The organism is Leptospira tipperaryensis (genome assembly GCF_001729245.1).
In the GTDB taxonomy this organism is placed as follows: Bacteria; Spirochaetota; Leptospiria; order Leptospirales; family Leptospiraceae; genus Leptospira; species Leptospira tipperaryensis.
Window position 1 is genome coordinate 1,504,082 of record NZ_CP015217.1, and the last position, 20,122, is coordinate 1,524,203.

Sequence of the window (20,122 nt, forward strand, 5' to 3'; positions counted from 1 at the left end):
AAGAAAGAAAAAGAGAAGAGCGAACAGACATAAGAAGAAAAAGTAATCCGTAGATCCTCCTTCCTTCTCCGGGAATTCCCGGAATCAAGCTAGAGACATCATAGGACTGTTAAGCCCATTTCCGAATCGACCGATACAATCGGTATGGGCTCATTTCAGGATTATTCAATTTTTCGCAGGTGGTGGAAGAAAGAATCTCCTCCTGCGAGAGGTTACACAAAATCTTATTCCGCCACAACCCCATCCGGTGACATTCTTCAGGCGGATTTAAATTTTCACGAAAAGAAAGTTCGTATTACCCTCGAAATCGCGGGTGAGAGCGGACGTATCTATATCGCCACCATAAAAGACGGAACCGTACTCCAAGAGAAAGATCTTTCGAGCGGGAGAATGGTTCCTATCTATCCTAAGCTCGCTCCCTTTCAGGAAGTTTTTTCCAGTCTTCCGGATCCCGATCTTCTTTCCACACTCGGCGGGCTTTATGGAATTTCAAAAACTCCACTCGGACAGACCGAAACAAACATTCCCAGACCTTGGGAAACTTCGACTCGTTACGATCATATTTTTGGAATCCATCACGAGAAAACATTTTGGCAAAGAATTTTTTCGAGAGAACGAGAATACAAAGAACCTTGGATCGTTCGAGTTAAACAAAGATTTTGGAGCGAATTTCAAGACCTTCTTCTCGGGGCTTGTTCGGCGCTCGGAATTTATTACGCTTATACCGATTTCTATCTCCTGGGATTTTCTCTCGCCGTTTTCGGTTTGCTTTTTGGCGGTTTAGACTGGATGCTGAGAAAAAGAAATCCGCTCTTCGTAAAAGTCCTTTTGTTCATGAGTCTGGGATCTTACTTTTACTACGTCGGATATACCCGGTATTGAGGTAAATCATGTCATCCGAAATCGACCACCAGTACATTTTATTCAGTTTGGGGGACGAGGAATACGCGATTCCCATTTCCTTGGTAGACGAGATCATCAAGATCGATAATTTAATCCGAATTCCCAAAGCGAAGGCTTACTTTGCCGGTATCATGGACATTCGAGGAAAGGTCGTAAAGATGGTGGATCTCGCGGTAAAACTTACCGTGCCGAGAGAAGGGGATCTTTCTTACGATCGAGCCATCGTGGTCAAGGTCGGAGGTCATTCTGTCGGAATTATCGTAGACAAGGTGTCTAACGTGGTTCTTTTTCCGCCGGAATCCATCAACCCTCCGCCTCCTTCCGTAAAAGGAATTTCAGGACGTTATATCACCGGAATCGGCAAAAAGGACGATCGATTTATCATCATCATCGACGTGGAAAAGATATTGGGAGCGGAAGAATTGGCCGAACTAGGAAGCAATGTCGGATGAGCAAACTCAGTTTCGAAATCGGCAACGTTTCTTTGTAGAACGCTCTGCCTTTCCCTTAGGAAAAATTCTACTTACCATCGGCCTCGTTTTCTTCGGGGCGACTTCCATTCTTTCGGACGAGCAGGACAGAAGATACGATTCTAAAAATCTCTACGATCCTCCCTCGGTAAAAATCACGGAACAAGATCTAAAGAACGTAAGAGAGGCCGTCGCCGATCCTACAAAAGATCCAATTTCCGAAATACAAAAAGTTCTCAATAATTATTACAGTCAGTTTATCGATTCGAGAAGGATCGAAGAGGAAAAACGTCTAGGAAAAATTTTCGATGAAAACACAAATCGAAATACGATCCGACTTTTGGTTCTGAACATGTTTTCCAAACTTTCCCCCTCCGGAATGATGAGGGATTCTCCTATATTATATGAATTGCATCTACTTCTCTCGAAAGTTTACAACGAAAAAAAACAGAACGCGAAGGCGATCGAAGCCGCGCTTACCGCGATTCGTTATAGGGATTTCAGTCATACCGAAGAAGAATTCTTAGACGAACGCAGATTAGTCGAAATCTTCGATCCCGCCGAAAAACAAACCGCAGCTTCTCACAGACAGGCGTTGGAGAATTTAGAAAAAGCCAAAAAACAAAACAGGGAAACAAAAGATTTCTTTCATCTCGTGGAATCGAACGTAATCCGTGGAAGGGAAACGAGGACAACGGAACGAAATCCGGACGGATCGACTTCCGAAAGAACTCTTTTCGCAAAAGATCTTCCCTCTCTCAAAGAAAGCATCGCAATCGCGGAGAACGATTTAAAAACAAAGGAAAAAGAATATTCCGATTCAAAGTCGGGTTCTTACGAAAACTTTCGAAAGAAAAAATCCAAGGAAGACGCGGCCACCGTATATTATCTCGCAAATCTGATCAAACAATCGGAAAACGAAAACAAGGAAAGACTCAAAGTGGTGAACAATCTTTCCGTGAGCGGAACCGGGATTTTTGTCTTATTCGATTACAAACGAAACACCGATTTTTTTGCGACCGCGGCCCTCTGGGAACTCGTTACAAAACTCGATCCGGAAGCTAAGGACGCATTCTTAGATCTCGCAAAAGAACTCAAGGCCTCGGGTAAAAAAGCAAAGTCGATCGATTTTTTTCAAAAGTATCTCGAACTCGCGCGCAAAGAAAAAGTAGAAGAATCCAAACTTGCCGAAGTTTATATCTCCGTCGCTTCTCTTTATACGGAACTCAAACAGAATGTTCTCGCGTCTTCTTATTACGAGCTCTACTACAAGGCGGAAACCGATCCTAAAAAGAGAATTGCATTCGCTTACGAACTCGGATCCTTTTTTGAAAATAGAACCGGAGATCTGGAAAGGGCCGCGCTCTACTATGGAATTTGGTTGAAAGAACATCCGAATCCTGAAAATTCCAACCTTCCCTTTGCGGACATTTGCGAATTGAATCGCCAGGAATTTCTCGCACAATACGGAACTTCCAAACTCTATGCGTATCAGAGAAAACCCAAAGAAGAAAAAGTGTTTCTCCGCGATAGTATTAAGTCCTACGAAAAACTCAAAGAGATCTATAAGAATGAAGATTCTAAAAACGCGGCCTTAAAAAGAGAAACACTCGCGATCAAAAAAAGTCTCTTGGAAAAAACGGACGATTCTACGATGGCGCAGTATCGTATCAAGGATTTGGATCTTCAGGAATCTACGAGTCGATTGGGCGTTGTGAAAACCAAACTGAATTCCACACCCGTAACCTTGGCTATGAAGAAGTTGACCGTTCTTTTGGAAGAGGAAAAAGATTTTCTTTCGGCGAGAAAAATTTACGAGGATATCGTTAAAATCGGAAACTCGATCGAGATCAATCTATCTCTCAAAAACATAGATCGTATCAATAAGATTTTGGAAGACGGAATCAAAAGAGAACCTCTTTAGATCACTTCATCGCTTTTTCGATATCGTCGTCCGCTTGCGAAGACGCTTCTTCGCTGAAAGAACCCTTGGGAGTTCTCACCAAAAATTCCACCTCGTCGATCACGTCTCCCTCATAGGCGACTTTCAAAAGATACTTTCCGGGAGTCAGTCCTTGAAACGATCCTTCAATCGTTTTTGAAATCGGATTCGGTCTTTTTCGAAGAACGTCGAGTTCGTTGTATCCCAACTGAAAACGACTTAAACTCACATAGGTTTCCGCGGTTTCCGGAACGGATCTGGAGAATCGATAGATATAGTGAATGGTTTTATCGTCCGGGAAAATCAGATTCTCCCTTGTGATCGTATATTCTCCCACGGTCATGATTTTCTTTTCGAGGACGTTGAACTTTTCCTCGTCCATGACGGCCCAACCAAAATCCCCAGTCGGTTTAAAACACGAAGTCGAAAGGACAAAAGTTAAAATCAGGAATGAGATTCTTAAAAACGCAGGAAGAAATTTCATTTTTCGTTGAGGGAGGCCGAGTCGATCACTCTTGCCTTTCCGGAAATATCTTTTTCGCGGGGAGGTTGAGAAGAAGGAGGAACGTTTGTATAAAACGTTTTCCACTGAGAGGTGGATGGATTTTCTTTCGGATTTGTAAAAAACCGGGAAAGAAAACGATACACCAGATAGGTCATCAGAATGAAAAGAATCAGTTTCATATTTCTACTTCTAATATGACCCGGCGTTTGTTTCCTGCAATCTGAAAAAAGAGAAAAAAAGAGAGATTTGGATCAGATAAAGCCGTTTTCGTTGTACATATACTGTTTTAGATTTTTATTTTCCTCTTCGGTTTTTTCGATCTTGGCTTTCACCGCGTCTCCGATCGAAATAATTCCGATCAAAAGTCCGTCTTCTAAAATAGGCATGTGGCGGATTCTCTTTTTGAGCATAATGGAAAGGAGTTCGTCTACGTCGTCCTCGGGGGACATTGTAGTGAGCGTGGTGGACATTACCTCTGAAACTGATTTTTTGAAAAAATCCAATCCCAGTTCTGCGGAAAGATGGAGAACGTCCCTTTCCGTAAAAATGCCCTTTAGTTTCCCTTCGCCCAAAATCATAACCGATCCGATGTCATACTTAGTCATAAATTTGACCGCATCCATCACCGAAGTATCCGGCTCCACCGAAAGGAGTTTTCTATCTTTTTTTGCAAGGATCTGTTTTACGTACATAGCATCTCCATATCTTTCGCCTCTTTCCCTCGATATTCTGAAAAGAAAACGTCTATTACTTCAGTGGTTCTCGGGGGGATTTCTCTCTTGCAGCCGAGGGCTTCTTGAGAGATAATTATATGCTAGAGGTTTTTTGTCTGAGGTTCAAGAATTTTTCCAATGAAAAAGGAATAACTTTTCAAGGAATCGACCGGTTTCAGTAGAATTCTTTTCTTCGATACGAAAAAAGGTTTTCAATTCACGTATACTCTTACATTTTTTTCGCCAAAGGCTACCCGTTCCAAAATGAATCCCAGTGACCCCATTTCCGCCCCTTCGATCCTAATCGTGGACGACGAATGGCTCATTGCGTTCAATCTTCAAGTCTCTCTCCAAAAATTGGGATATGCGATCGCTGGAACTGCCAGAACCGCGGATGAGGCCTTGGAACTCGCGGAACGTACGAAACCGGATTTGATTCTTATGGATATCCGAATTGAAGGAGAATTGGACGGAATTCAAGCCGCGGAAAGAATCCAGAAAAGAATGGATGTTCCCGTCATTTTTATGACCGCATTTGCGGACGAAGAAACCTTCAATCGTGCCGTGGACAGGGCTTCCATGTTCGGATATATCTCCAAACCCTTTCAACCGACCGCGCTTAAAAATTCGATCGAGATCGCACTCAAACAACAACAAAGATTTGGAAAGGCGAGGGAAGAAGGGAAGGAAGCCCGCGACGTCATTCAAAACATCGGAGAAGGCGTGATCTCTTTAGATCGGGAAGGTAAGATTCTTTTTATGAATCGTACGGCGGAAACGCTCACGGGTTGGCTTCTTTCCGACGTCCAGGGTGAATCCGGAGAGAAAGTGTTGAGCCTTTCCACCGACGAAGGAGAGAATATTAAAACGGGAGTGGGGCCGGGCAAACCCAGTCATCTCAAATACATTCCTTCTCTTCTCACTCGAAAGAATGGAACCCGGATCCAAGTCGCTTTCCGAGTTTCTCCGGTTCGCGACGAAGAGGCAAACATAGCGGGCTCGATCATCACTCTTTCGGAACTTTCTACTCTTACCGTTTCCGAGAAAGAAATCTCCGAGATGGAAAAAGTGATTCAATCCGAAAGAAGACTGGATTCTATCCAAAAGCTCGCGGCCGGACTCGCTCACGAAATCAACAATCCTCTGATGGGAATCATCAACTACGGTCATATCATCCGAAATCATAAGGGCGGGGACGCCGATACAAAAAACTACGCAAGACTCGTGATCGAACAAGGGGAACGAATCGCTTCCATCATCCGAAATTTAGTTTTGTTTTCCAGACAAGACGCGGAACAACCCGTAAGTACAAACGTAAGACAACTCGTAAGTTCCGTGGAAGGAATGATTTCCGAAATGCTAAAGTCTCATGAGATTCAACTGGAAATCGAAATTCCAGAAAACCTGGAAGTGCAACTGAGACCCAATCAGATCCGCGAGGTACTCTACAACATTCTTTATTATTATTCCGAAAATCAGAAAGAAGCAAAGATTCATATGAGAGCCACGTTAGACGGAACCGAAAGCGCTCATTTGAGAATTCTAATTTCGGGAAAGCTCAATATCAACGTGGAAGAAGAAAGCCGATTTGAACCCTTTGAAAATTTCCGTTCCAACGACGCTCGGATCGGAATGGGGCTTTCGGTTTGTTACGGAATTCTCCAGGCAAATCGAGGACAACTTCTCCTCAAAAAATCCGGCTCCGGCTGGGATTTTATCATCCAAGTCCCGGTCTGAACGGTTTTTATCAGTGTCTCAGGTCCAAATTGAGACAGAAAATCGATGGAAAATCCAAGTGGAGTGAAAAAACCTGTATCCAACATTCAAAAACGAGCAAGGAACTTAGGAATGATTGATAAAATCAAAGCCGCCCTGGGCGGAGAAGCGGATTCTCTTTTAAACCATACCTGTAAGACGATTCCAAAAGAATCTTTGAGCCTCCCAGGCGCCAACTACGTAGACGATATTTTTTCCAAAAGTGATAGAAACAATACCGTTCTTAGAAACTACCAGGCCATCTTAAATACAGGAAGATTGTCCGGAACCGGTTATACTTCCATTCTTCCCGTTGACCAAGGAATCGAACACAGCGCGGGCGCGTCCTTCGCTAAAAACCCTGCATACTTTGATCCGGAGAACATCGTAAAACTCGCGATCGAAGGCGGTTGCAACGCGGTGGCTTCCACTTTGGGAGTATTGGGTCTGGTTTCCAGAAAATACGCTCACAAGATTCCTTTTATCGTTAAGATTAACCACAACGAACTTCTTTCGTATCCGAACAAGTTCGACCAGATTCTTTTTGCGAACGTGGAACAGGCTTTCGACATGGGAGCGGTTGCGGTCGGAGCTACGATCTATTTTGGATCCGATGAATCTTCTCGCCAAATTCAAGAAATCACCGAAGCGTTTCACAGAGCTCACGAACTCGGAATGGTTACGATCCTTTGGGCCTACTTGAGAAACGACGCGTTCAAACCCGACAAAATCGACTATCACTTAGCGACCGACCTTACCGGACAAGCAAACCACTTGGCCGCTACGATCCAAGCCGATATCGTAAAACAAAAACTTCCTGAAGTTTATGCGGGCGGTTTTAGAGATCTGAAGTTCGGAAAAAAAGACGACAGAATGTACACAACTTTAACTGCGGATAACGCGATCGATATGGCTCGTTATCAAGTCGCAAACTGTTATATGGGAAAAATCGGTCTGATCAATTCCGGAGGAGCTTCCGGAGAAAACGACCTCGGAGACGCTGTAAAAGCTGCAGTTGTCAACAAAAGAGCGGGTGGAATGGGAATGATTTCCGGAAGAAAGGCTTTTCAAAAGCCGATGAAAGACGGAGTTTCTCTTTTAAACGCGATCCAAGACGTTTATCTTGCAAAAGAAGTAACGATCGCTTAATAAAAATAAAGAATATTCCTTTTGGAGAATATTCCAGAAGAAGAATATGGAAAATACTCCGCGTCTCTGCGGAGTATTTTTGTTTCAGGGTCCACTCAGAAGTTTAGAGCATTCTAATACAAAAACGGAAGGCGCTATGAACGTTAAAAAAGATTTTTCAAGTGCGGTCGGAAACACACCGCTCATCCTTCTTCGCAGTTTTAGCGAAGAGACCGGATGTAATATCTACGGAAAAGCCGAATTCTTAAATCCTGGAGGTTCCGTAAAGGACCGAGCCGCTCTTTTTATCGTGGAAGACGCGGAAAAAAAAGGGCTTTTGAAACCCGGCGGAACCGTCGTCGAAGGAACCGCGGGGAACACCGGAATCGGTCTGACGCATATCTGCAATTCCAAGGGATACAAAACCCTGATCGTAATTCCGGATACGCAGTCCCAAGAAAAAATCGATCTTTTAAAAACCTTAGGTGCTGAAGTGAGAACGGTTCCCGCAGTTCCATACAAGGATCCAAACAACTACGTAAAAGTTTCGGGAAGAATCGCGGAAGAACTCGGGAACGCAGTTTGGGCGAATCAGTTTGACAACGTCGCCAATCGAAACGCTCATTACGCGACGACCGCTCCGGAAATCTGGGAACAGACGGACGGCAAAGTAGACGCTTGGATCACGTCGCTCGGAACGGGCGGAACCTACGCGGGAGTTTCCCTATTCTTAAAAGAAAAAAATTCTAAGATCAAAACGATCGTAGCGGATCCATACGGTTCCGGAATTTATAATTTTGTAAAGAAGGGTGAAGTCACTGCGGAAGGAAGTTCTTTTACCGAAGGAATCGGTAACGGAAGAATCACCGAAAATATGAAAGGCGCGCCAATGGACGACGCGATCCGAGTCACGGACGAAGAATGTTTAAAGGTCGTTTATCAACTTCTGCATAAAGACGGTTTGTTTTTGGGAGGTTCTTCCGGAATCAACGTGGGGGCGGCCGTCAAGTTAGCGAAGGAACTCGGACCTGGTCACAATATCGTTACGATCCTCTGCGATTCGGGAGCCAGATATCAATCTCGGATTTTCAATGAAGAATGGTTGTTTTCCAAAGGTTATTCCGTTCCGAAATGATTTTTGGGGAGGTGAGTTCTCACCGGAAAAGGATTGGGAAAATTAGATTTTTCTAATATGAGGGAGTTCCTACACGGGACTTTTTTCTTGCAAAATTAGGATTTTGTGATATAGGAAAGTTTCCGGAATTTTCCCGCCACCCGCCCCTCCACCCAAAATCAGGGTGGGGCGCGCGAGTTTACGGAGAGTTGTCGTATCTCCGACGATCTTCGGTGAAAATTCGATCACTCGCGGGGAGGTCGCCGTTAGAAATTTCTACTCAAACGCAGGAGTTCCCACAGAATATCTCTTAGCCGGTCCGTTTTGCCAACGTTTGAATCGCTTTTGCATCGTCCGATTTTGTGAGAGTTCCCACATTTTCAATTTCGGGAAAACCTCAGTAAAACACGGAATAGAGAATCTGTCCTCCGACGTCGATGCTTCTGGAACCGCTAGAAAGATCTTTTGCCACCATTGGATTTCCACGAATTCCAAAACCTTCCGAAACGGTTTCACCCGTTGGTGTTTGGATCACGTTGTTCTGAGCCCAGGTTTTTCCGGAAAAATACGCATGAGTCAATTGGATTAGATAAACTCCAACGGCGACGATGGCGGCGGAGTGTTTTGCGTGTTTATAGCTCGACTCGTCCGAACGGATAGAACTGAGAGAATTCAAATTTTTGAATGTGTTGAGTTGGTTGTACTGATCCAAAACTCCAGCAGGAAGACTGGATGTCGGGATGAGGTTACTCGTAAACTGCTGTTCGAAAATCTTTTCGATCTTTTTATCATAGGCTTTGGCCCTGTCTTTTTCCGCAGCGTCTAAACCAAAATAGGCGACCAAGGAAACAAAGAAGAGGGTGGAATAAGTGGAACTCCAGCTTCCTTGTCTCATATAACTGTGACCCCAACCTGGGAGTATCGCCGATTTCCAGACCGGTTCCCAAGGATTTCTTTTCGCAGAGATATAACCTTCCCAGTCTCCGTCCCTTTCTTCTAAATATTTTTCCATCAGGGCCAAACGTTTTTGAACGATCTTATAACTGTTCTCTTTGATCATCTGTTCGAGGTAGATCGTATCGAGTTGTTCTTCCTTCTCGCTTTTTTTGCCTTCTTTGTTGAGTTTTTTCTTCTCGGCTTCGATGATCTTTGCGATTTCCTGTTCGTCTTTGATTTCTTTAAAGATAATTTTAAGAATTTTGGACTTCCCCAATTTTTCTCTTTTTCCATCTCGAATGATGGTTACAGCGTCCGAGTCTTGGTCGATTACGGTTGCGTAAATTCTTTCCCCCGACTTAAAAAGAATGGTTTCTCCCAAAATCCATTGTGGTAAAAAGAAAAGAAGAAGACAGAGAAGGAAATTTTTTAACTTCCAAAACGTTCGAATTGATATTGAAAAATTCATGCCTTTGAGATCCTATCCATAGAAGATTAGGCTTGAATCTGATTCCTAAATTCAAAAAAGCAATTGAATTTATAAATTGTCCCGAATTTATGAACTGACATCTAAGAGCGAAGGAAAGATTGAAAAATGAAATGGGCTTTTAAAATCCATTCTTTCTTGGAAAAAAGAAATCCAAGCGAAGATTCGATTTCTAAAAATTCTATCTTAAAAAAGTCTGTTAAAGAAGACTCGAATTTCGAATCTCTCCGAAAGTAAAAGAGCAAGAGAGAAAAAGGGAAGATGACGATGAAATTATGGAAATATATTTTGATACTTTTTTTTGTGTGTGGTCTTTTATTCGCGAAGGATTCTGAAAAGAAGAATACGGAACGAGACGCCGACGCTTCCAGTAAAACACCCGCGCAAGGTTGTTGTAGGATCAAAATGGCCGGAGGCGGTTACGATTATTTCGTGGCTACCGAAGCGGAATGCACTTCTAACAAACAGTTTCATTCTTTCCTAAAAGAAAGAACTCTTTGTTTTGAATCGTTTCCGGAATAGGCTTCAATTCTTCCTTCGATACAAAACGTTTCGTTTTTGCTCAGGATCGGATTCTAATATCTTAGGGAAAAAAACGAACTCGTACAAGAAAGCCGTTATTCTTTTCCACTTCCAATTCTCCTCGAAGTTGTTGGCAGAGCGCTTCGATGAGGCTCATTCCAAGAGAAGTATTTTCCGAGGAATTTTTTTCTTCCGAAACGTTTCCAATTCCGTTGTCCGCGACTTCCAAGGTTAAAAAACCGGTACTTGATTTTTGAAAGAGGACGGAAACCTTACCCTTTCCATTTTCCGGAAAGGCGTGTTTAAAACAATTGGAAAGAAGTTCGTTGATGATCAGACCGCAGGGAATCGCCTTCTCCATCGGAAGATAAATTTCTTCTATATCACAACTCGATTGAATTCTTCCGTCGCTCGGACTATAAGAAAGAAAAAGATGACGAACCAAAGAATTGAGATAATCCTTTGCGTGAATGACCTTATACGAATCCTTATAAAACAGATAATCTTGAACCATCGCCATGGAATGAATTCGATTCATCGCGGAAGAGATCGCCTTCTTTGCCGGTTCCGATTTTGTTTTGTCCTGTTCGAGAGCCATCATGGAAAGAATCAGCTGCGTATTGTTTTTCACCCTGTGTTGAATTTCTCGAAAGAGGGTTTCCTTGTCGTTCAATGAATCCGTCAATTTAGTTTCCGCTTCCATTCGGATCGCGATCTCATTCTGAAGTTTGGTGTTTGTTTTTCTTTGGAGAAGAATCAGTTGTTTCTGTTTTCGTATGCTCTGCGCAAGTCCTCTCAGGATCGCGATTACGGAAAAAGTAAGAATCCCGCATAAGAACGAAAAATTAGCGCCGACTACGAGGATCTGAAAAGGAGTTTCGTTTCCGATCCAGATTTTGTAGTGAGCGAGAAGGGCTCCTCCGAAAACGGAGATCGTGGAAATGACCCAACCCCAGAATGCGAGCGTTGGATTCAAAAAGATTCCACAGAAGACCGGTATCAAAAAGAACCAAAGAATTCCGGCACCCGCGAGTCCGATCTTTGTATAAAGTAGGGCGGCCATGATCGAAACCAAAGCCAAAAGAAAATAGGATTTGGGTTTGTAGTATCGATTCGGAAGTAAAAGAAGAAACCAGATAAGAAGAAGCGCGAGCGTATCTACGATTACGACTTCTCCGAGGCCTTGTTTTCCCGCGAGATAGACGCTCGGGATATAAATGATCAGTCCAAAAATCGAGGAAACGATCAGAAGAATGTGAATGATGTTTCTTTTCCAAGCATTGGGATGCGTAGAATTGGGTGAATGGACTCGAAACAATTCCCGGATGTTAGAAGCAAAACTCATCTGTCCATTCAATCCCTGAACAGCTCATTTCTTCTTTTATAAAGATAACGATTGTTCGAATTTAATTCTGGAAAAATCTCACGCATCAAATTTTTGTCTTGAGTTTTAAATAAATATGTGAGCAAATGCTCATTATTCTGAAGGTAGGTTTCGAGGCCAATTATAGATCGAGAATGGTCTATTTTTTTCTTTGCAATCACTCCGTATGGGTTTACGAATGAGCATTCCAATTCCTATCAAACTTCAGTATAAGTATACAATAAAATTCCGGAAAACCCGGGGGTTCAATCAAAAATGAAAAAACCAGGTTTCGAAATCAAAAAAGTTCTCTCTCTATTCGTTCTCCTTTTTGTAGGAGTTCTGTTTGGAATTCTCGTCTCGGCTTGTTCCGGTGAGAAAAAGGATGAGATAGAGGGTTTCGCGCACGTTCTGATGATCGATAACTCTTTTTCTCCTCCTATGCAGAGAATTCCTGTAGGCGGGGTCGTTGAGTTTGTGAACTCAGGAAACAACCCGCACAACGCAATCGCAGTGGATAAGAATTGGTCCACGGAAAAAACGTTCGGCAATATCGTCATGCCCCGAGGAACAAAAACGAAAGTTACGTTTCCGAAGGAAGGCGTGTTTCCTTACTTCTGTTCTTTTCACGCAACTCCCGACGGCAAGAGCGGAATGGTCGGCGACATCGTAGTCGGAAACGTTCCTTACAATCCAGCAGCAAAAGCCGGAAAGTCCTGGAAGAACGTTGAGAAGTTTTCGGGAACCACTCGTAAAGTTCCTTCGCAATATCCTACGATTCAAAACGCGGTGGACGCCGCCGCCCCGGGCGATCTCGTCTTGATCAGCGACGGAGTTTATTTTGAAGAAGTCACCGTTACAACTCCTTCGATCACGATTCGAGGAACCGATCGAAACAAAGTGATCATCGACGGTCAGTTTCAGAGAGGAAACGGAATTATGGTCGTCGCCGCAGACGGTGTCGTGATCGAAAACATGACTGCGAGAAACGCGTCCTTGAACGGTTTTTACTGGACCGGCGTAAAAGGTTTTCGCGGTTCTTATCTCACCGCGCACAATAACGGAGACTACGGAGTTTACGCTTTCGATTCTATGAACGGCGTGATTGAACATACGTATGCATCCGGTTCTCCCGATTCCGGAATCTACATCGGTCAGTGTTACCCTTGTAAGGCGATTCTCTACGACGTAGTTTCGGAACACAACGCCCTCGGTTATTCCGGAACCAATTCCGGAGGCGAGCTCTATCTTATCAGTTCCGTTTGGAAGAATAACATAGTCGGTCTCGCGCCGAACACTCTGGACCGCGAGCTTCTTCCTCCGGAAAGAGAAACGACGATCATCGGAAATCTTGTTTATAACAACAATAACCCGAAGGCTCCTATCGCAGCTCTGGAATATCCTTCTTTTGGAAACGGAATCTTGATCGCCGGCGGGCTTTCAAATATCATTCGCAAGAACGTTGTAGTAGATCACCAAAACAACGGAATCGTGATTCTTCCAAACCTGGATGAAAAATTCTGGATTTCGCATAACAACGTTGTGACGGATAATATCGTCTACAATTCCGGAAGAGCCGACTTGGCACTCGTCGGACCGATGAGCACCGGAAACTGTTTTTCGGGTAACGAATACAGAACCGAACTTCCCGCGTTCTTGGAAAAATGGAACGGATGTAATTCGTTTATTCGTCTTCCGATGGGCGGGGATCTTTCTATGATGCTCGGGGCTCTGGGTTTGATGGTTCAGGCTTCCGGCGGAAGATTTCCTTCCGGAAATTATAAAGAACAACCGATTCCCGGACCTCAGCTCAATATGCCCGGTGGAAGTTCTGCTCCCGTAAAACCTGCGTTAACCGCCTTTGAAGACTTCAATCTGGACGTGAACAAAATTCAACTTCCAAAGGAAGCGGAAGAAATTTTGAAATCGGTTCCGAGAAAACCGGCTCCGACTACGGGCGCGATCACTCTCGTAAAACCGGCGAGTCTCTTTCCATTCTTCTATCACTGGTTGGGTTTTTTACTTCCGTTTGCGATTTACATCTGCTGGACTTCTATGTCCTTGTTTGATCTGAAAGATCGTTCCGATCTGGACGACAACAAGAAACTTTCCTGGATCGTCGCCATCACTTTGGTTCCGATCCTAAGTCCTGCGATCTATCTCTTAGGTGGAGGAAGTAGATATCCTACCTGGTTTAAGAGGACCTTGGTTTGGGGAGGACTCATCGCATTCTTCCTTTTACTTCTCTATACCGGAATCTCTTTGATGAACGGTGTGGGAACTAAAACCATCAGTTAAGAAGTTTAGAATATTCAGAAATTATCATAGGAGAAAAAATATGGAACAAACTGTTATAGGCGGCCCTGGATTTTTCGCATTGCTTTTCAACTTTTACGGATACTACTTTCCGTTCATTCTTTATACTCTGCTCGCGCCCTTGGCTCTGGCGGATCTTGTTAAAAGAGAAGACGTGGATTCTAAAATCGGATCCATCTGGACGGGTGCGATTCTTCTTGTTCCCATCGTGGGAGCAGGCGCGTATCTGATCGCGGGAGGATCTAAGGTTCCGTCTTGGTTAAAAAATTCCCTCGTCTATGGGGGAGTGGGGTTTTTGGCGCTGATCATCCTGATCACATCGGTCGCCAAATTCTAAAAGACCTTGAATCGGAAGCAGTTTCTCAAATGGATCGGACTCGGCGGAGCGGGTTTAGCCGCGGGCGCCGGGATCAGCACGATCGGGGATGCGGACGGAAACGGAGGACTTCTTTGTAAGGTTCGCCCCGGAATCGTCGGTGTCAACAAAGAGGCCACGATTCCTGGAAATCCGGGAAACAATTCTTACGGGAGTATGGTACATCCTCCCTTTCAGATCGATCCCGCCTTTCTTTCTCGGATGGAGTTGAAGAATCAAGAAGCGACTAACGTTCCGATTCTCAAACAACACCTGAGCATCGTGGAGATGCCTCTTACCGTAGCTCACAACACCGTCGTCAAAGCTTGGACTTTCAATGGAATCGTTCCCGGTCCAGTCGTTCGCGCAAGGCTTGGACAAAAGATGGAGATCACTCTTCGAAACGATTCCGAACATCCTCACTCGATTCACTTTCACGGAAGTCACGATCCAAATGAAGACGGTTGGGAACCGATCGTAACCGGTGGGGAAAAAACTTATAAACTAACTGCGGGACCGATCGGATTTCATCCGTATCACTGTCATGTTCCGCCTTTGTCGAGTCACATGGCTAAAGGTCTGTACGGAGGTCTGATCGTGGATCCTCCCGGAGGACGTCCGCCTGCTCACGAGTTTATGCTGATTCTCTCGGGTTGGGATCTTGGCGACAAAGGTAAGAACGATATTTTTTCCTGGAACGGAATGGCCGGTTTTTACGATCGTTATCCGATCAAGGTTCCCGTGGGACAAAAAGTAAGATTATACATCGCTAATATGTGTGAATACGAGCCCGTTGCTTCCTTTCACTTACACGCTCAGACCTTTGACGTTTTTAGAACCGGTACAAGATTGACTCCGGACGACCATACGGACGTGGTTACTCTCGGGCAAACGGAAAGGGTCATCATCGAGTTTACGCTTCCTAAAAGAGGAAGATATATGTTTCATCCTCACCAGACAAAGATGGCAGAGAACGGAGCGATGGGCTGGATCGTCGCGGTATGACGTCTAACGTTTTCGGGAGAATGTTTTGAAAGAGAAAATTCTTTTTATCCTCGTACTGGTCCTTGGAATCGGAATCGGCTTTTTTGGTTGGAAAGAATGGAAGAACGCATCCAAGGACGCTCCCGTTTTTGTGGAAGAATGGTCAAAGACTTCTTTGATAGACACGAAGAATCAGGAAGTTCTTCTGAGCGACATTCCGGGAAAACTGAAACTCGTTTACTTCGGCTTCTCGCATTGTCCTGATATGTGTCCGAGGGCGCTCTTGGATATGTCGACCGCGGTGAAGGAATTAGGGAACGATGCAAAAGATCTGACCCCTATCTTTATCAGCGTGGATCCGGAGCGAGATTCTCCGGAATTACTTGCAAAATATGTAAAACAGTTTCCGAGCGAACGTCTGGTAGCTTTGACCGGTGAAAAAAATACGTTAGACGTTCTTCAGTCCGCCTTTGGAGCCGTTTCGAAAAAGGTGAGTAATCCCTCGATCGAAGGCGGTTACACGGTGGATCACACCATTTTTTTGTATATCGTCGATGAAAAGAGTCAAATTCTCGCGACTTTTCCGGGAGGAATGGACGGAAAATTGATCGCTAAAGAGATTCGTCGTTTTCTTTGAACCCTGAGATGGAAACGAGGTCTGTTGTGTTTCGAATTTTTAGAAACAATAGATTCAATTTTAAGAATATTCTGTTTTAAGAATTTAATTTTATTCCTTCTTAAAGGGCGGGATTGAAGCGGAACACCATGTTTTTCTTGAGATTTTGTTTGCCTGAGGAGTTGAGCCCGAGCGGAGGTTCGAAGTTTTGTTTTACCGAAGAAAGTAGGACCTCCTTCTTTTTTTAGAACTTCCGGAAGACTTTGTTTTGTTCGTAAATCGAAGTAGGACCTCCTTCTTGAGAGATCTTCCTTCGGAAAATCTTAAAAACTCTTACCAATAATCCTTCATCAGTTCTCCCACCCAAGAGGGTTGAACGATCTTTTCCTTTGGAAGAAATTCTTGAAAGACGGGTTTTATATCCAAGATCGGAGTCCCGTCGATACCATCAAACCCTTGGATCAAAAGGGTTCTTCCTTTTTTACCGATGAGTTTTACGATCGTCGCGCCTAAACGATTGGGTCGCGCTTTCTTTCTCTGAGAAAAAATTCCAACTTTCGGCCAAAGTGGATTCTCCCTTGGATGTTCCGCGCCAAGAACAATTTTGGATTCTTCTTGGAGATGAAATAAATAGATCAATTCGAGATGGGAAAAAGATTCGATTCCGTCTAACGCAGACTCGGGGATCTCTTCGGAAAGGGTTACCTCCGATTCGATCGTGTCCCAGTGGTCGTCGATCGGGTTTTTTCTCGAGTTCTTTGTAAAGGCGATCGGTTTGAGTTGAATGTTCATAAGAGAATTCTCCGGAAGATGTGTTTGAAAAGAATTTCTATTTTTGCTTTTTACTGAGAAGGGGACTTGTCATAAAATGCAAACGCGACCGCTCCTAAGATAAACAAAAAACTCACGGCGTGATTCCACTTTATTTTTTCTTTTAGAACCAAAGATGCAAAGACTATAAAGATCGAAATCGTGATTACTTCCTGTAAAATCTTGAGTTGAAAGGCGCTGTATCCTTCTTCTCCGTAACCGATTCGATTTGCCGGAACCATAAGAATGTATTCAAAGAGCGCGATTCCCCAGCTCAGGAGAATGGTGAGAGGTAGGCTCCAACCGTGAAAGAATTTCAAATGTCCGTACCAGGCGAATGTCATAAAAAGATTGGAGCAGACGAGGAGGAAAAAAGTTTTCATGAGAAGATGTTCGCTCGAGTTCGCGTGGATTGACAATCTGAAATTAGATTCTTTTCTCGCGAATTTCTTTCGCTCATAGGTTTGAAGAAAGAGAAGGTTTCCTTGTCCCTTTTTAGAATGGAGCCAAATACTAAATTTGTCTCCGACTCGTTTGTTTTCGGCTCGCAGAAACTTTGAAAATTAAGGGAAGCGTAGCTTGGAATTTTGTCAAAAGGAAGTTGAAGTTCGTTTTTATAAATTAAAATTTTTAAGTTTAGATTTTTAAATAAAATTCAATTTATTGAATATTCTAAAAATGAAAAATCATACGAGTAATTTAGAATTTTAGTTCAAAAAAGAAACCCCGTCTCCGGGGTGTAAAAGGGATTAGACTTCAGGTAGTATAACAAAGCCCCTGAAAAGGGGCGGCTTTCGAAATTCTATTTTAACCGAGATTCCACCGGCGGATCCTAAAGGAAGGATCCCGACCCGGTGGAAGAAATGTCACTCGGAGCGAACTTCGATTTTTTTAACCTGAGGTTTTCTCTTTGGAAGAGTCAGGCTCAAAACTCCATTTTTATAAACCGCTGAGATCTTTTCCTCTTCGACGGATTCCGTAAGAGTGAAGGACCTTTTGTATTCTCCGGTTCTATATTCCGAGTAACGAAGTTCCCCGGGAATATTTTTCTCTACCGTTTTTCCGGAAATGGTCAGTTGATCTTTTTCGATCTGAACCTGAACGTCCTTTTCTTCGACTCCGGGAAGGTCCGCGAGGAGATAGATGTTTTCTTCGTCCGAATAAACGTCTACTCTCGGAGTCAAGATTCGGGCTTTTTCCTTTTTCACTTCTTGAGAAGCTGAGTGTTCTTGTGTTACGTTTGTTTCCTTATTGAGAACTGCGTTAGTCATCTTGGTTTCTCCTTTAACTTTGATTTAATTTATTTGAATTTGAATCTTCCGAGGTTTTACACTCTCTCTGATAGGCAGAGTTAGGACCAAAATTCCATTCTTAAATTCTGCCGTTGTTTTTTCGGGATCGACTTCCGTGGGGAGTTCCAGAGTTCTCTGAAATTTTCCTTGAAATCTTTCCACGCGCTTTGCGCCTAAATTTGCTTTCGGAGCATGGGAGGGGGCCTCTCCGCTCAAGCGGAGTTGGTTACCACTCACTGTGATATCCAACGTATCGTGGGCAAGTCCGGGAATGAGCGCGGTGATTGTAACCGAGTCGCTGCCCTTGTGGACGTTTAAAGAAGGATAAGCGCTTCCGCCTGCTGCCACAAACGGGTCCCAGAGGCTTGAAAGCTGGTTTTGGAGTTTGTGTAGATCTTCTATCATTCTGAATTCGTGAATCATTTTAAATTCCTCTCCTTGGCAATCTGAATCTTAGAGTGCTAATTTGGCAAAAAAGTTCCAAGAAAATTTTCAAAAAATAGCACTCTTTTTGAAATAGTGCCAATCTGGGTTTTCGGGGGCGCGGGAACTCTAACAAAGCTCGAAGTGTGGGAACTCTAACAAAACTCAAAGTGTGGGAATTCTAACAAAGCTCGAAGTGTGGGAACTCTAACAAAGCTCGAAGTGTGGGAACTCTAACAAAGCTCGAAGTGTGGGAACTCTAACAAAGCTCGAAGTGTGGGAACTCTAACAAAACTCAAAGTGTGGGAACTCTAACAAAACTCAAAGCGTGGGAACTCTAACAAAGCTCGAAGCGTGGGAACTCTAACAAAGCTCGAAGCGTGGGAACTCTAACAAAGCTCGAAGCGTGGGAACTCTAACAAAGCTCGAAGCGTGGGAACTCTAACAAAGCTCGAAGCGTGGGATGGTCGGATTGAAATTTGAGAAAGAGGAGAAAGAAAGAAAAGCCCGGAGTCGGGCGAAAGCCGAACTCCAAGCTCTTGAAGAAGAAGGGAAGGAAAGTGAAAAAGAAAGATTATCTCTTCTTAGTTTTTTTCTTCGCCGTTTTCTTTTTAGCGGCTTTTTTCTTAGCCACAGTCTTACGAACCACTTTTTTCTTAGCTGCTTTCTTTTTAGGAGAAGCTTTTTTCTTTGCGGTCTTTTTCTTCTTCGCCGCTGTTTTCTTTTTAGCGGCCTTCTTCTTGGCTACTTTTTTCTTCGCAGCTTTTTTGGTATCCGCTTTCTTTGCTACAGCCTTTTTAACGACAGTCTTGTCTTCCACGTTGGCGCGGAAGAATGACTTTTCAAAATCGCGATTCTTAAAGGAAACGAGCGCGCGTCCGATCAGATCGTCGATGTCGCCGGTTTCCAAACCTTCGTTTGAAGATTCGATAAAATCGTATGAAAGATGAGCAAGTCCGCTTCGAAGGTAGCTCGTAAGCTTGTCTTGAGAGGCGCCTTGGCGGGCAAGTCCATGCAACCAATCCCTGAGAATCTTTTCACCGAGCTCAAAGTTAGCTTCCGGTTGAGCGGACCTTCCGGTCTTATGAAACTCTTCGTTGAGTTTTTGGTGAACAAGCGAGTAATCGTCTACGAAAGCGCTATCTAAGATACCATCTTCGATAAGCCTGAGGTCCAGTTTGCGGACAATAGCAGAGTCGGCCATAATGTTAGAATCTCCTGAAATCTATGGGGCAGAAATTGGTTATAATTTGCTCTAAGAATTCTTAATGCAAGAAAAAACTGAATCGTCGTTGAAAATGATCTTCCTTCGTTTGATTCAGATACTTCTTATTCTTTAGAAAGAATGAATGAAGAGAAAACTTTATATTCTTCTCAGGATAGAAAGGAAATCAGAAAGACTTTTCATTGAATCTAGGAACGAAGAATGGAATATTTTGATATTTTAACTTTGTCTTCTCGGCTTCGAGGTTCTTAACGATCCTCTTT

General features: G+C 43.7%; 21 protein-coding genes. 11 read left to right on the forward strand and 10 right to left on the reverse strand.

What is annotated here, in order from left to right; all coding sequences use genetic code 11:
* The first annotated feature begins 144 nt into the window (after positions 1-144).
* From A0128_RS07175 to A0128_RS07185, 3 genes are read left to right on the forward strand one after another with little or no spacing between them, the layout of a single operon-like run.
* The gene (locus tag A0128_RS07175; RefSeq protein ID WP_069606881.1) at positions 145-882 is read left to right on the forward strand and encodes a hypothetical protein; all 738 of its coding nucleotides are present in this window, start codon (positions 145-147) and stop codon (positions 880-882) included.
* Positions 883-890: 8 nt separating this feature from the next.
* Complete coding sequence (locus tag A0128_RS07180; protein ID WP_069606882.1) at positions 891-1,355, forward strand: chemotaxis protein CheW; 465 nt, start codon at positions 891-893, stop codon at positions 1,353-1,355.
* Complete coding sequence (locus A0128_RS07185) at positions 1,345-3,297, forward strand: hypothetical protein (protein WP_069606883.1); 1,953 nt, start codon at positions 1,345-1,347, stop codon at positions 3,295-3,297. The genes A0128_RS07180 and A0128_RS07185 overlap by 11 nt, the downstream gene beginning before the upstream one ends.
* A gap of 1 nt (position 3,298) precedes the next feature.
* On the opposite strand, the gene A0128_RS07190 is transcribed toward A0128_RS07185, so the two are convergent.
* The 3 genes from A0128_RS07190 to A0128_RS07200 form a co-directional block, all read right to left on the reverse strand.
* Positions 3,299-3,799, reverse strand: a complete 501-nt coding sequence (locus A0128_RS07190) for an LIC_12238 family plasminogen-binding lipoprotein (RefSeq protein WP_069606884.1) — start codon at positions 3,797-3,799, stop codon at positions 3,299-3,301.
* A complete protein-coding gene (locus tag A0128_RS07195) occupies positions 3,796-3,999 on the reverse strand; it encodes a hypothetical protein (protein WP_069606885.1) in 204 nt (67 codons plus the stop codon). The genes A0128_RS07190 and A0128_RS07195 overlap by 4 nt, the downstream gene beginning before the upstream one ends.
* Before the next feature lie 72 nt (positions 4,000-4,071).
* Positions 4,072-4,512: a CBS domain-containing protein gene (locus A0128_RS07200; RefSeq protein WP_069606886.1), complete on the reverse strand. Its 441-nt coding sequence runs from the start codon at positions 4,510-4,512 to the stop codon at positions 4,072-4,074.
* 285 nt (positions 4,513-4,797) lie between these two features.
* Between A0128_RS07200 and A0128_RS07205 the strand changes: the two genes are divergently transcribed.
* From A0128_RS07205 to A0128_RS07215, 3 genes are all read left to right on the forward strand, one after another.
* Positions 4,798-6,270, forward strand: coding sequence for an ATP-binding response regulator (locus tag A0128_RS07205; protein ID WP_069606887.1), 1,473 nt, complete (start codon positions 4,798-4,800; stop codon positions 6,268-6,270).
* A 111-nt stretch (positions 6,271-6,381) separates the two neighbouring features.
* A complete protein-coding gene (locus A0128_RS07210) occupies positions 6,382-7,437 on the forward strand; it encodes a class I fructose-bisphosphate aldolase (RefSeq protein ID WP_069609179.1) in 1,056 nt (351 codons plus the stop codon).
* A gap of 136 nt (positions 7,438-7,573) precedes the next feature.
* Positions 7,574-8,551, forward strand: a complete 978-nt coding sequence (locus A0128_RS07215; protein WP_069609180.1) for a cysteine synthase A — start codon at positions 7,574-7,576, stop codon at positions 8,549-8,551.
* Positions 8,552-8,927: 376 nt separating this feature from the next.
* Here A0128_RS07215 and A0128_RS07220 read toward each other — a convergent pair whose 3' ends face one another.
* Positions 8,928-9,935, reverse strand: a complete 1,008-nt coding sequence (locus A0128_RS07220) for an LA_0442/LA_0875 N-terminal domain-containing protein (RefSeq protein WP_069606888.1) — start codon at positions 9,933-9,935, stop codon at positions 8,928-8,930.
* Between the two features lie 279 nt (positions 9,936-10,214).
* Here A0128_RS07220 and A0128_RS07225 point away from each other — a divergent pair, with 279 nt between their 5' ends.
* Positions 10,215-10,475 carry an LIC_11321 family protein gene (locus A0128_RS07225; protein ID WP_427854333.1) on the forward strand — a complete coding sequence of 87 codons (261 nt, stop codon included), beginning with the start codon at positions 10,215-10,217 and terminating at the stop codon, positions 10,473-10,475.
* 61 nt (positions 10,476-10,536) lie between these two features.
* Here A0128_RS07225 and A0128_RS07230 read toward each other — a convergent pair whose 3' ends face one another.
* Positions 10,537-11,820: a sensor histidine kinase gene (locus tag A0128_RS07230; protein WP_083244082.1), complete on the reverse strand. Its 1,284-nt coding sequence runs from the start codon at positions 11,818-11,820 to the stop codon at positions 10,537-10,539.
* Between the two features lie 294 nt (positions 11,821-12,114).
* Here A0128_RS07230 and A0128_RS07235 point away from each other — a divergent pair, with 294 nt between their 5' ends.
* Genes A0128_RS07235 through A0128_RS07250 form a run of 4 tightly spaced genes read left to right on the forward strand, consistent with a single transcriptional unit; the run spans position 12,115 to position 16,130 of the window.
* The gene (locus A0128_RS07235) at positions 12,115-14,136 is read left to right on the forward strand and encodes a right-handed parallel beta-helix repeat-containing protein (protein ID WP_069606889.1); all 2,022 of its coding nucleotides are present in this window, start codon (positions 12,115-12,117) and stop codon (positions 14,134-14,136) included.
* A 40-nt stretch (positions 14,137-14,176) separates the two neighbouring features.
* Positions 14,177-14,491 (forward strand): PLDc N-terminal domain-containing protein, encoded by a 315-nt coding sequence (locus A0128_RS07240; protein ID WP_069606890.1) that lies wholly within the window; start codon positions 14,177-14,179, stop codon positions 14,489-14,491.
* A gap of 6 nt (positions 14,492-14,497) precedes the next feature.
* Entirely contained in the window at positions 14,498-15,514 is a 1,017-nt protein-coding gene (locus A0128_RS07245) for a multicopper oxidase domain-containing protein (protein ID WP_069606891.1), read from the forward strand.
* Between the two features lie 25 nt (positions 15,515-15,539).
* On the forward strand, positions 15,540-16,130 hold the full coding sequence (locus A0128_RS07250; protein ID WP_069606892.1) for an SCO family protein: 591 nt from the start codon (positions 15,540-15,542) through the stop codon (positions 16,128-16,130).
* A gap of 312 nt (positions 16,131-16,442) precedes the next feature.
* Here A0128_RS07250 and A0128_RS07255 read toward each other — a convergent pair whose 3' ends face one another.
* From A0128_RS07255 to A0128_RS07275, 5 genes are all read right to left on the reverse strand, one after another.
* Positions 16,443-16,901, reverse strand: a complete 459-nt coding sequence (locus tag A0128_RS07255) for an SAM-dependent methyltransferase (protein WP_069606893.1) — start codon at positions 16,899-16,901, stop codon at positions 16,443-16,445.
* Positions 16,902-16,951: 50 nt separating this feature from the next.
* Positions 16,952-17,302, reverse strand: coding sequence for a DMT family protein (locus tag A0128_RS07260; protein WP_069609183.1), 351 nt, complete (start codon positions 17,300-17,302; stop codon positions 16,952-16,954).
* A 483-nt stretch (positions 17,303-17,785) separates the two neighbouring features.
* The gene (locus A0128_RS07265; protein WP_069606894.1) at positions 17,786-18,190 is read right to left on the reverse strand and encodes an Hsp20/alpha crystallin family protein; all 405 of its coding nucleotides are present in this window, start codon (positions 18,188-18,190) and stop codon (positions 17,786-17,788) included.
* Positions 18,191-18,214: 24 nt separating this feature from the next.
* Positions 18,215-18,631, reverse strand: a complete 417-nt coding sequence (locus A0128_RS07270; RefSeq protein ID WP_069609184.1) for an Hsp20/alpha crystallin family protein — start codon at positions 18,629-18,631, stop codon at positions 18,215-18,217.
* Between the two features lie 577 nt (positions 18,632-19,208).
* Positions 19,209-19,838 (reverse strand): hypothetical protein, encoded by a 630-nt coding sequence (locus A0128_RS07275; protein ID WP_069606895.1) that lies wholly within the window; start codon positions 19,836-19,838, stop codon positions 19,209-19,211.
* Positions 19,839-20,122 lie beyond the last annotated feature (284 nt).

What these genes read in the sequence shown, in the direction of transcription:
- A0128_RS07175 (WP_069606881.1), top strand. Translation starts at nt 145, where the DNA reads ATGGGCTCATTTCAGGATTATTCAATTTTTCGCAGGTGGTGGAAGAAA.
- A0128_RS07180 (WP_069606882.1), top strand. Translation starts at nt 891, where the DNA reads ATGTCATCCGAAATCGACCACCAGTACATTTTATTCAGTTTGGGGGAC.
- A0128_RS07185 (WP_069606883.1), top strand. Translation starts at nt 1,345, where the DNA reads ATGTCGGATGAGCAAACTCAGTTTCGAAATCGGCAACGTTTCTTTGTA.
- A0128_RS07190 (WP_069606884.1), bottom strand. Translation starts at nt 3,799, where the DNA reads ATGAAATTTCTTCCTGCGTTTTTAAGAATCTCATTCCTGATTTTAACT.
- A0128_RS07195 (WP_069606885.1), bottom strand. Translation starts at nt 3,999, where the DNA reads ATGAAACTGATTCTTTTCATTCTGATGACCTATCTGGTGTATCGTTTT.
- A0128_RS07200 (WP_069606886.1), bottom strand. Translation starts at nt 4,512, where the DNA reads ATGTACGTAAAACAGATCCTTGCAAAAAAAGATAGAAAACTCCTTTCG.
- A0128_RS07205 (WP_069606887.1), top strand. Translation starts at nt 4,798, where the DNA reads ATGAATCCCAGTGACCCCATTTCCGCCCCTTCGATCCTAATCGTGGAC.
- A0128_RS07210 (WP_069609179.1), top strand. Translation starts at nt 6,382, where the DNA reads ATGATTGATAAAATCAAAGCCGCCCTGGGCGGAGAAGCGGATTCTCTT.
- A0128_RS07215 (WP_069609180.1), top strand. Translation starts at nt 7,574, where the DNA reads ATGAACGTTAAAAAAGATTTTTCAAGTGCGGTCGGAAACACACCGCTC.
- A0128_RS07220 (WP_069606888.1), bottom strand. Translation starts at nt 9,935, where the DNA reads ATGAATTTTTCAATATCAATTCGAACGTTTTGGAAGTTAAAAAATTTC.
- A0128_RS07225 (WP_427854333.1), top strand. Translation starts at nt 10,215, where the DNA reads ATGACGATGAAATTATGGAAATATATTTTGATACTTTTTTTTGTGTGT.
- A0128_RS07230 (WP_083244082.1), bottom strand. Translation starts at nt 11,820, where the DNA reads ATGAGTTTTGCTTCTAACATCCGGGAATTGTTTCGAGTCCATTCACCC.
- A0128_RS07235 (WP_069606889.1), top strand. Translation starts at nt 12,115, where the DNA reads ATGAAAAAACCAGGTTTCGAAATCAAAAAAGTTCTCTCTCTATTCGTT.
- A0128_RS07240 (WP_069606890.1), top strand. Translation starts at nt 14,177, where the DNA reads ATGGAACAAACTGTTATAGGCGGCCCTGGATTTTTCGCATTGCTTTTC.
- A0128_RS07255 (WP_069606893.1), bottom strand. Translation starts at nt 16,901, where the DNA reads ATGAACATTCAACTCAAACCGATCGCCTTTACAAAGAACTCGAGAAAA.
- A0128_RS07260 (WP_069609183.1), bottom strand. Translation starts at nt 17,302, where the DNA reads ATGAAAACTTTTTTCCTCCTCGTCTGCTCCAATCTTTTTATGACATTC.
- A0128_RS07265 (WP_069606894.1), bottom strand. Translation starts at nt 18,190, where the DNA reads ATGACTAACGCAGTTCTCAATAAGGAAACAAACGTAACACAAGAACAC.
- A0128_RS07275 (WP_069606895.1), bottom strand. Translation starts at nt 19,838, where the DNA reads ATGGCCGACTCTGCTATTGTCCGCAAACTGGACCTCAGGCTTATCGAA.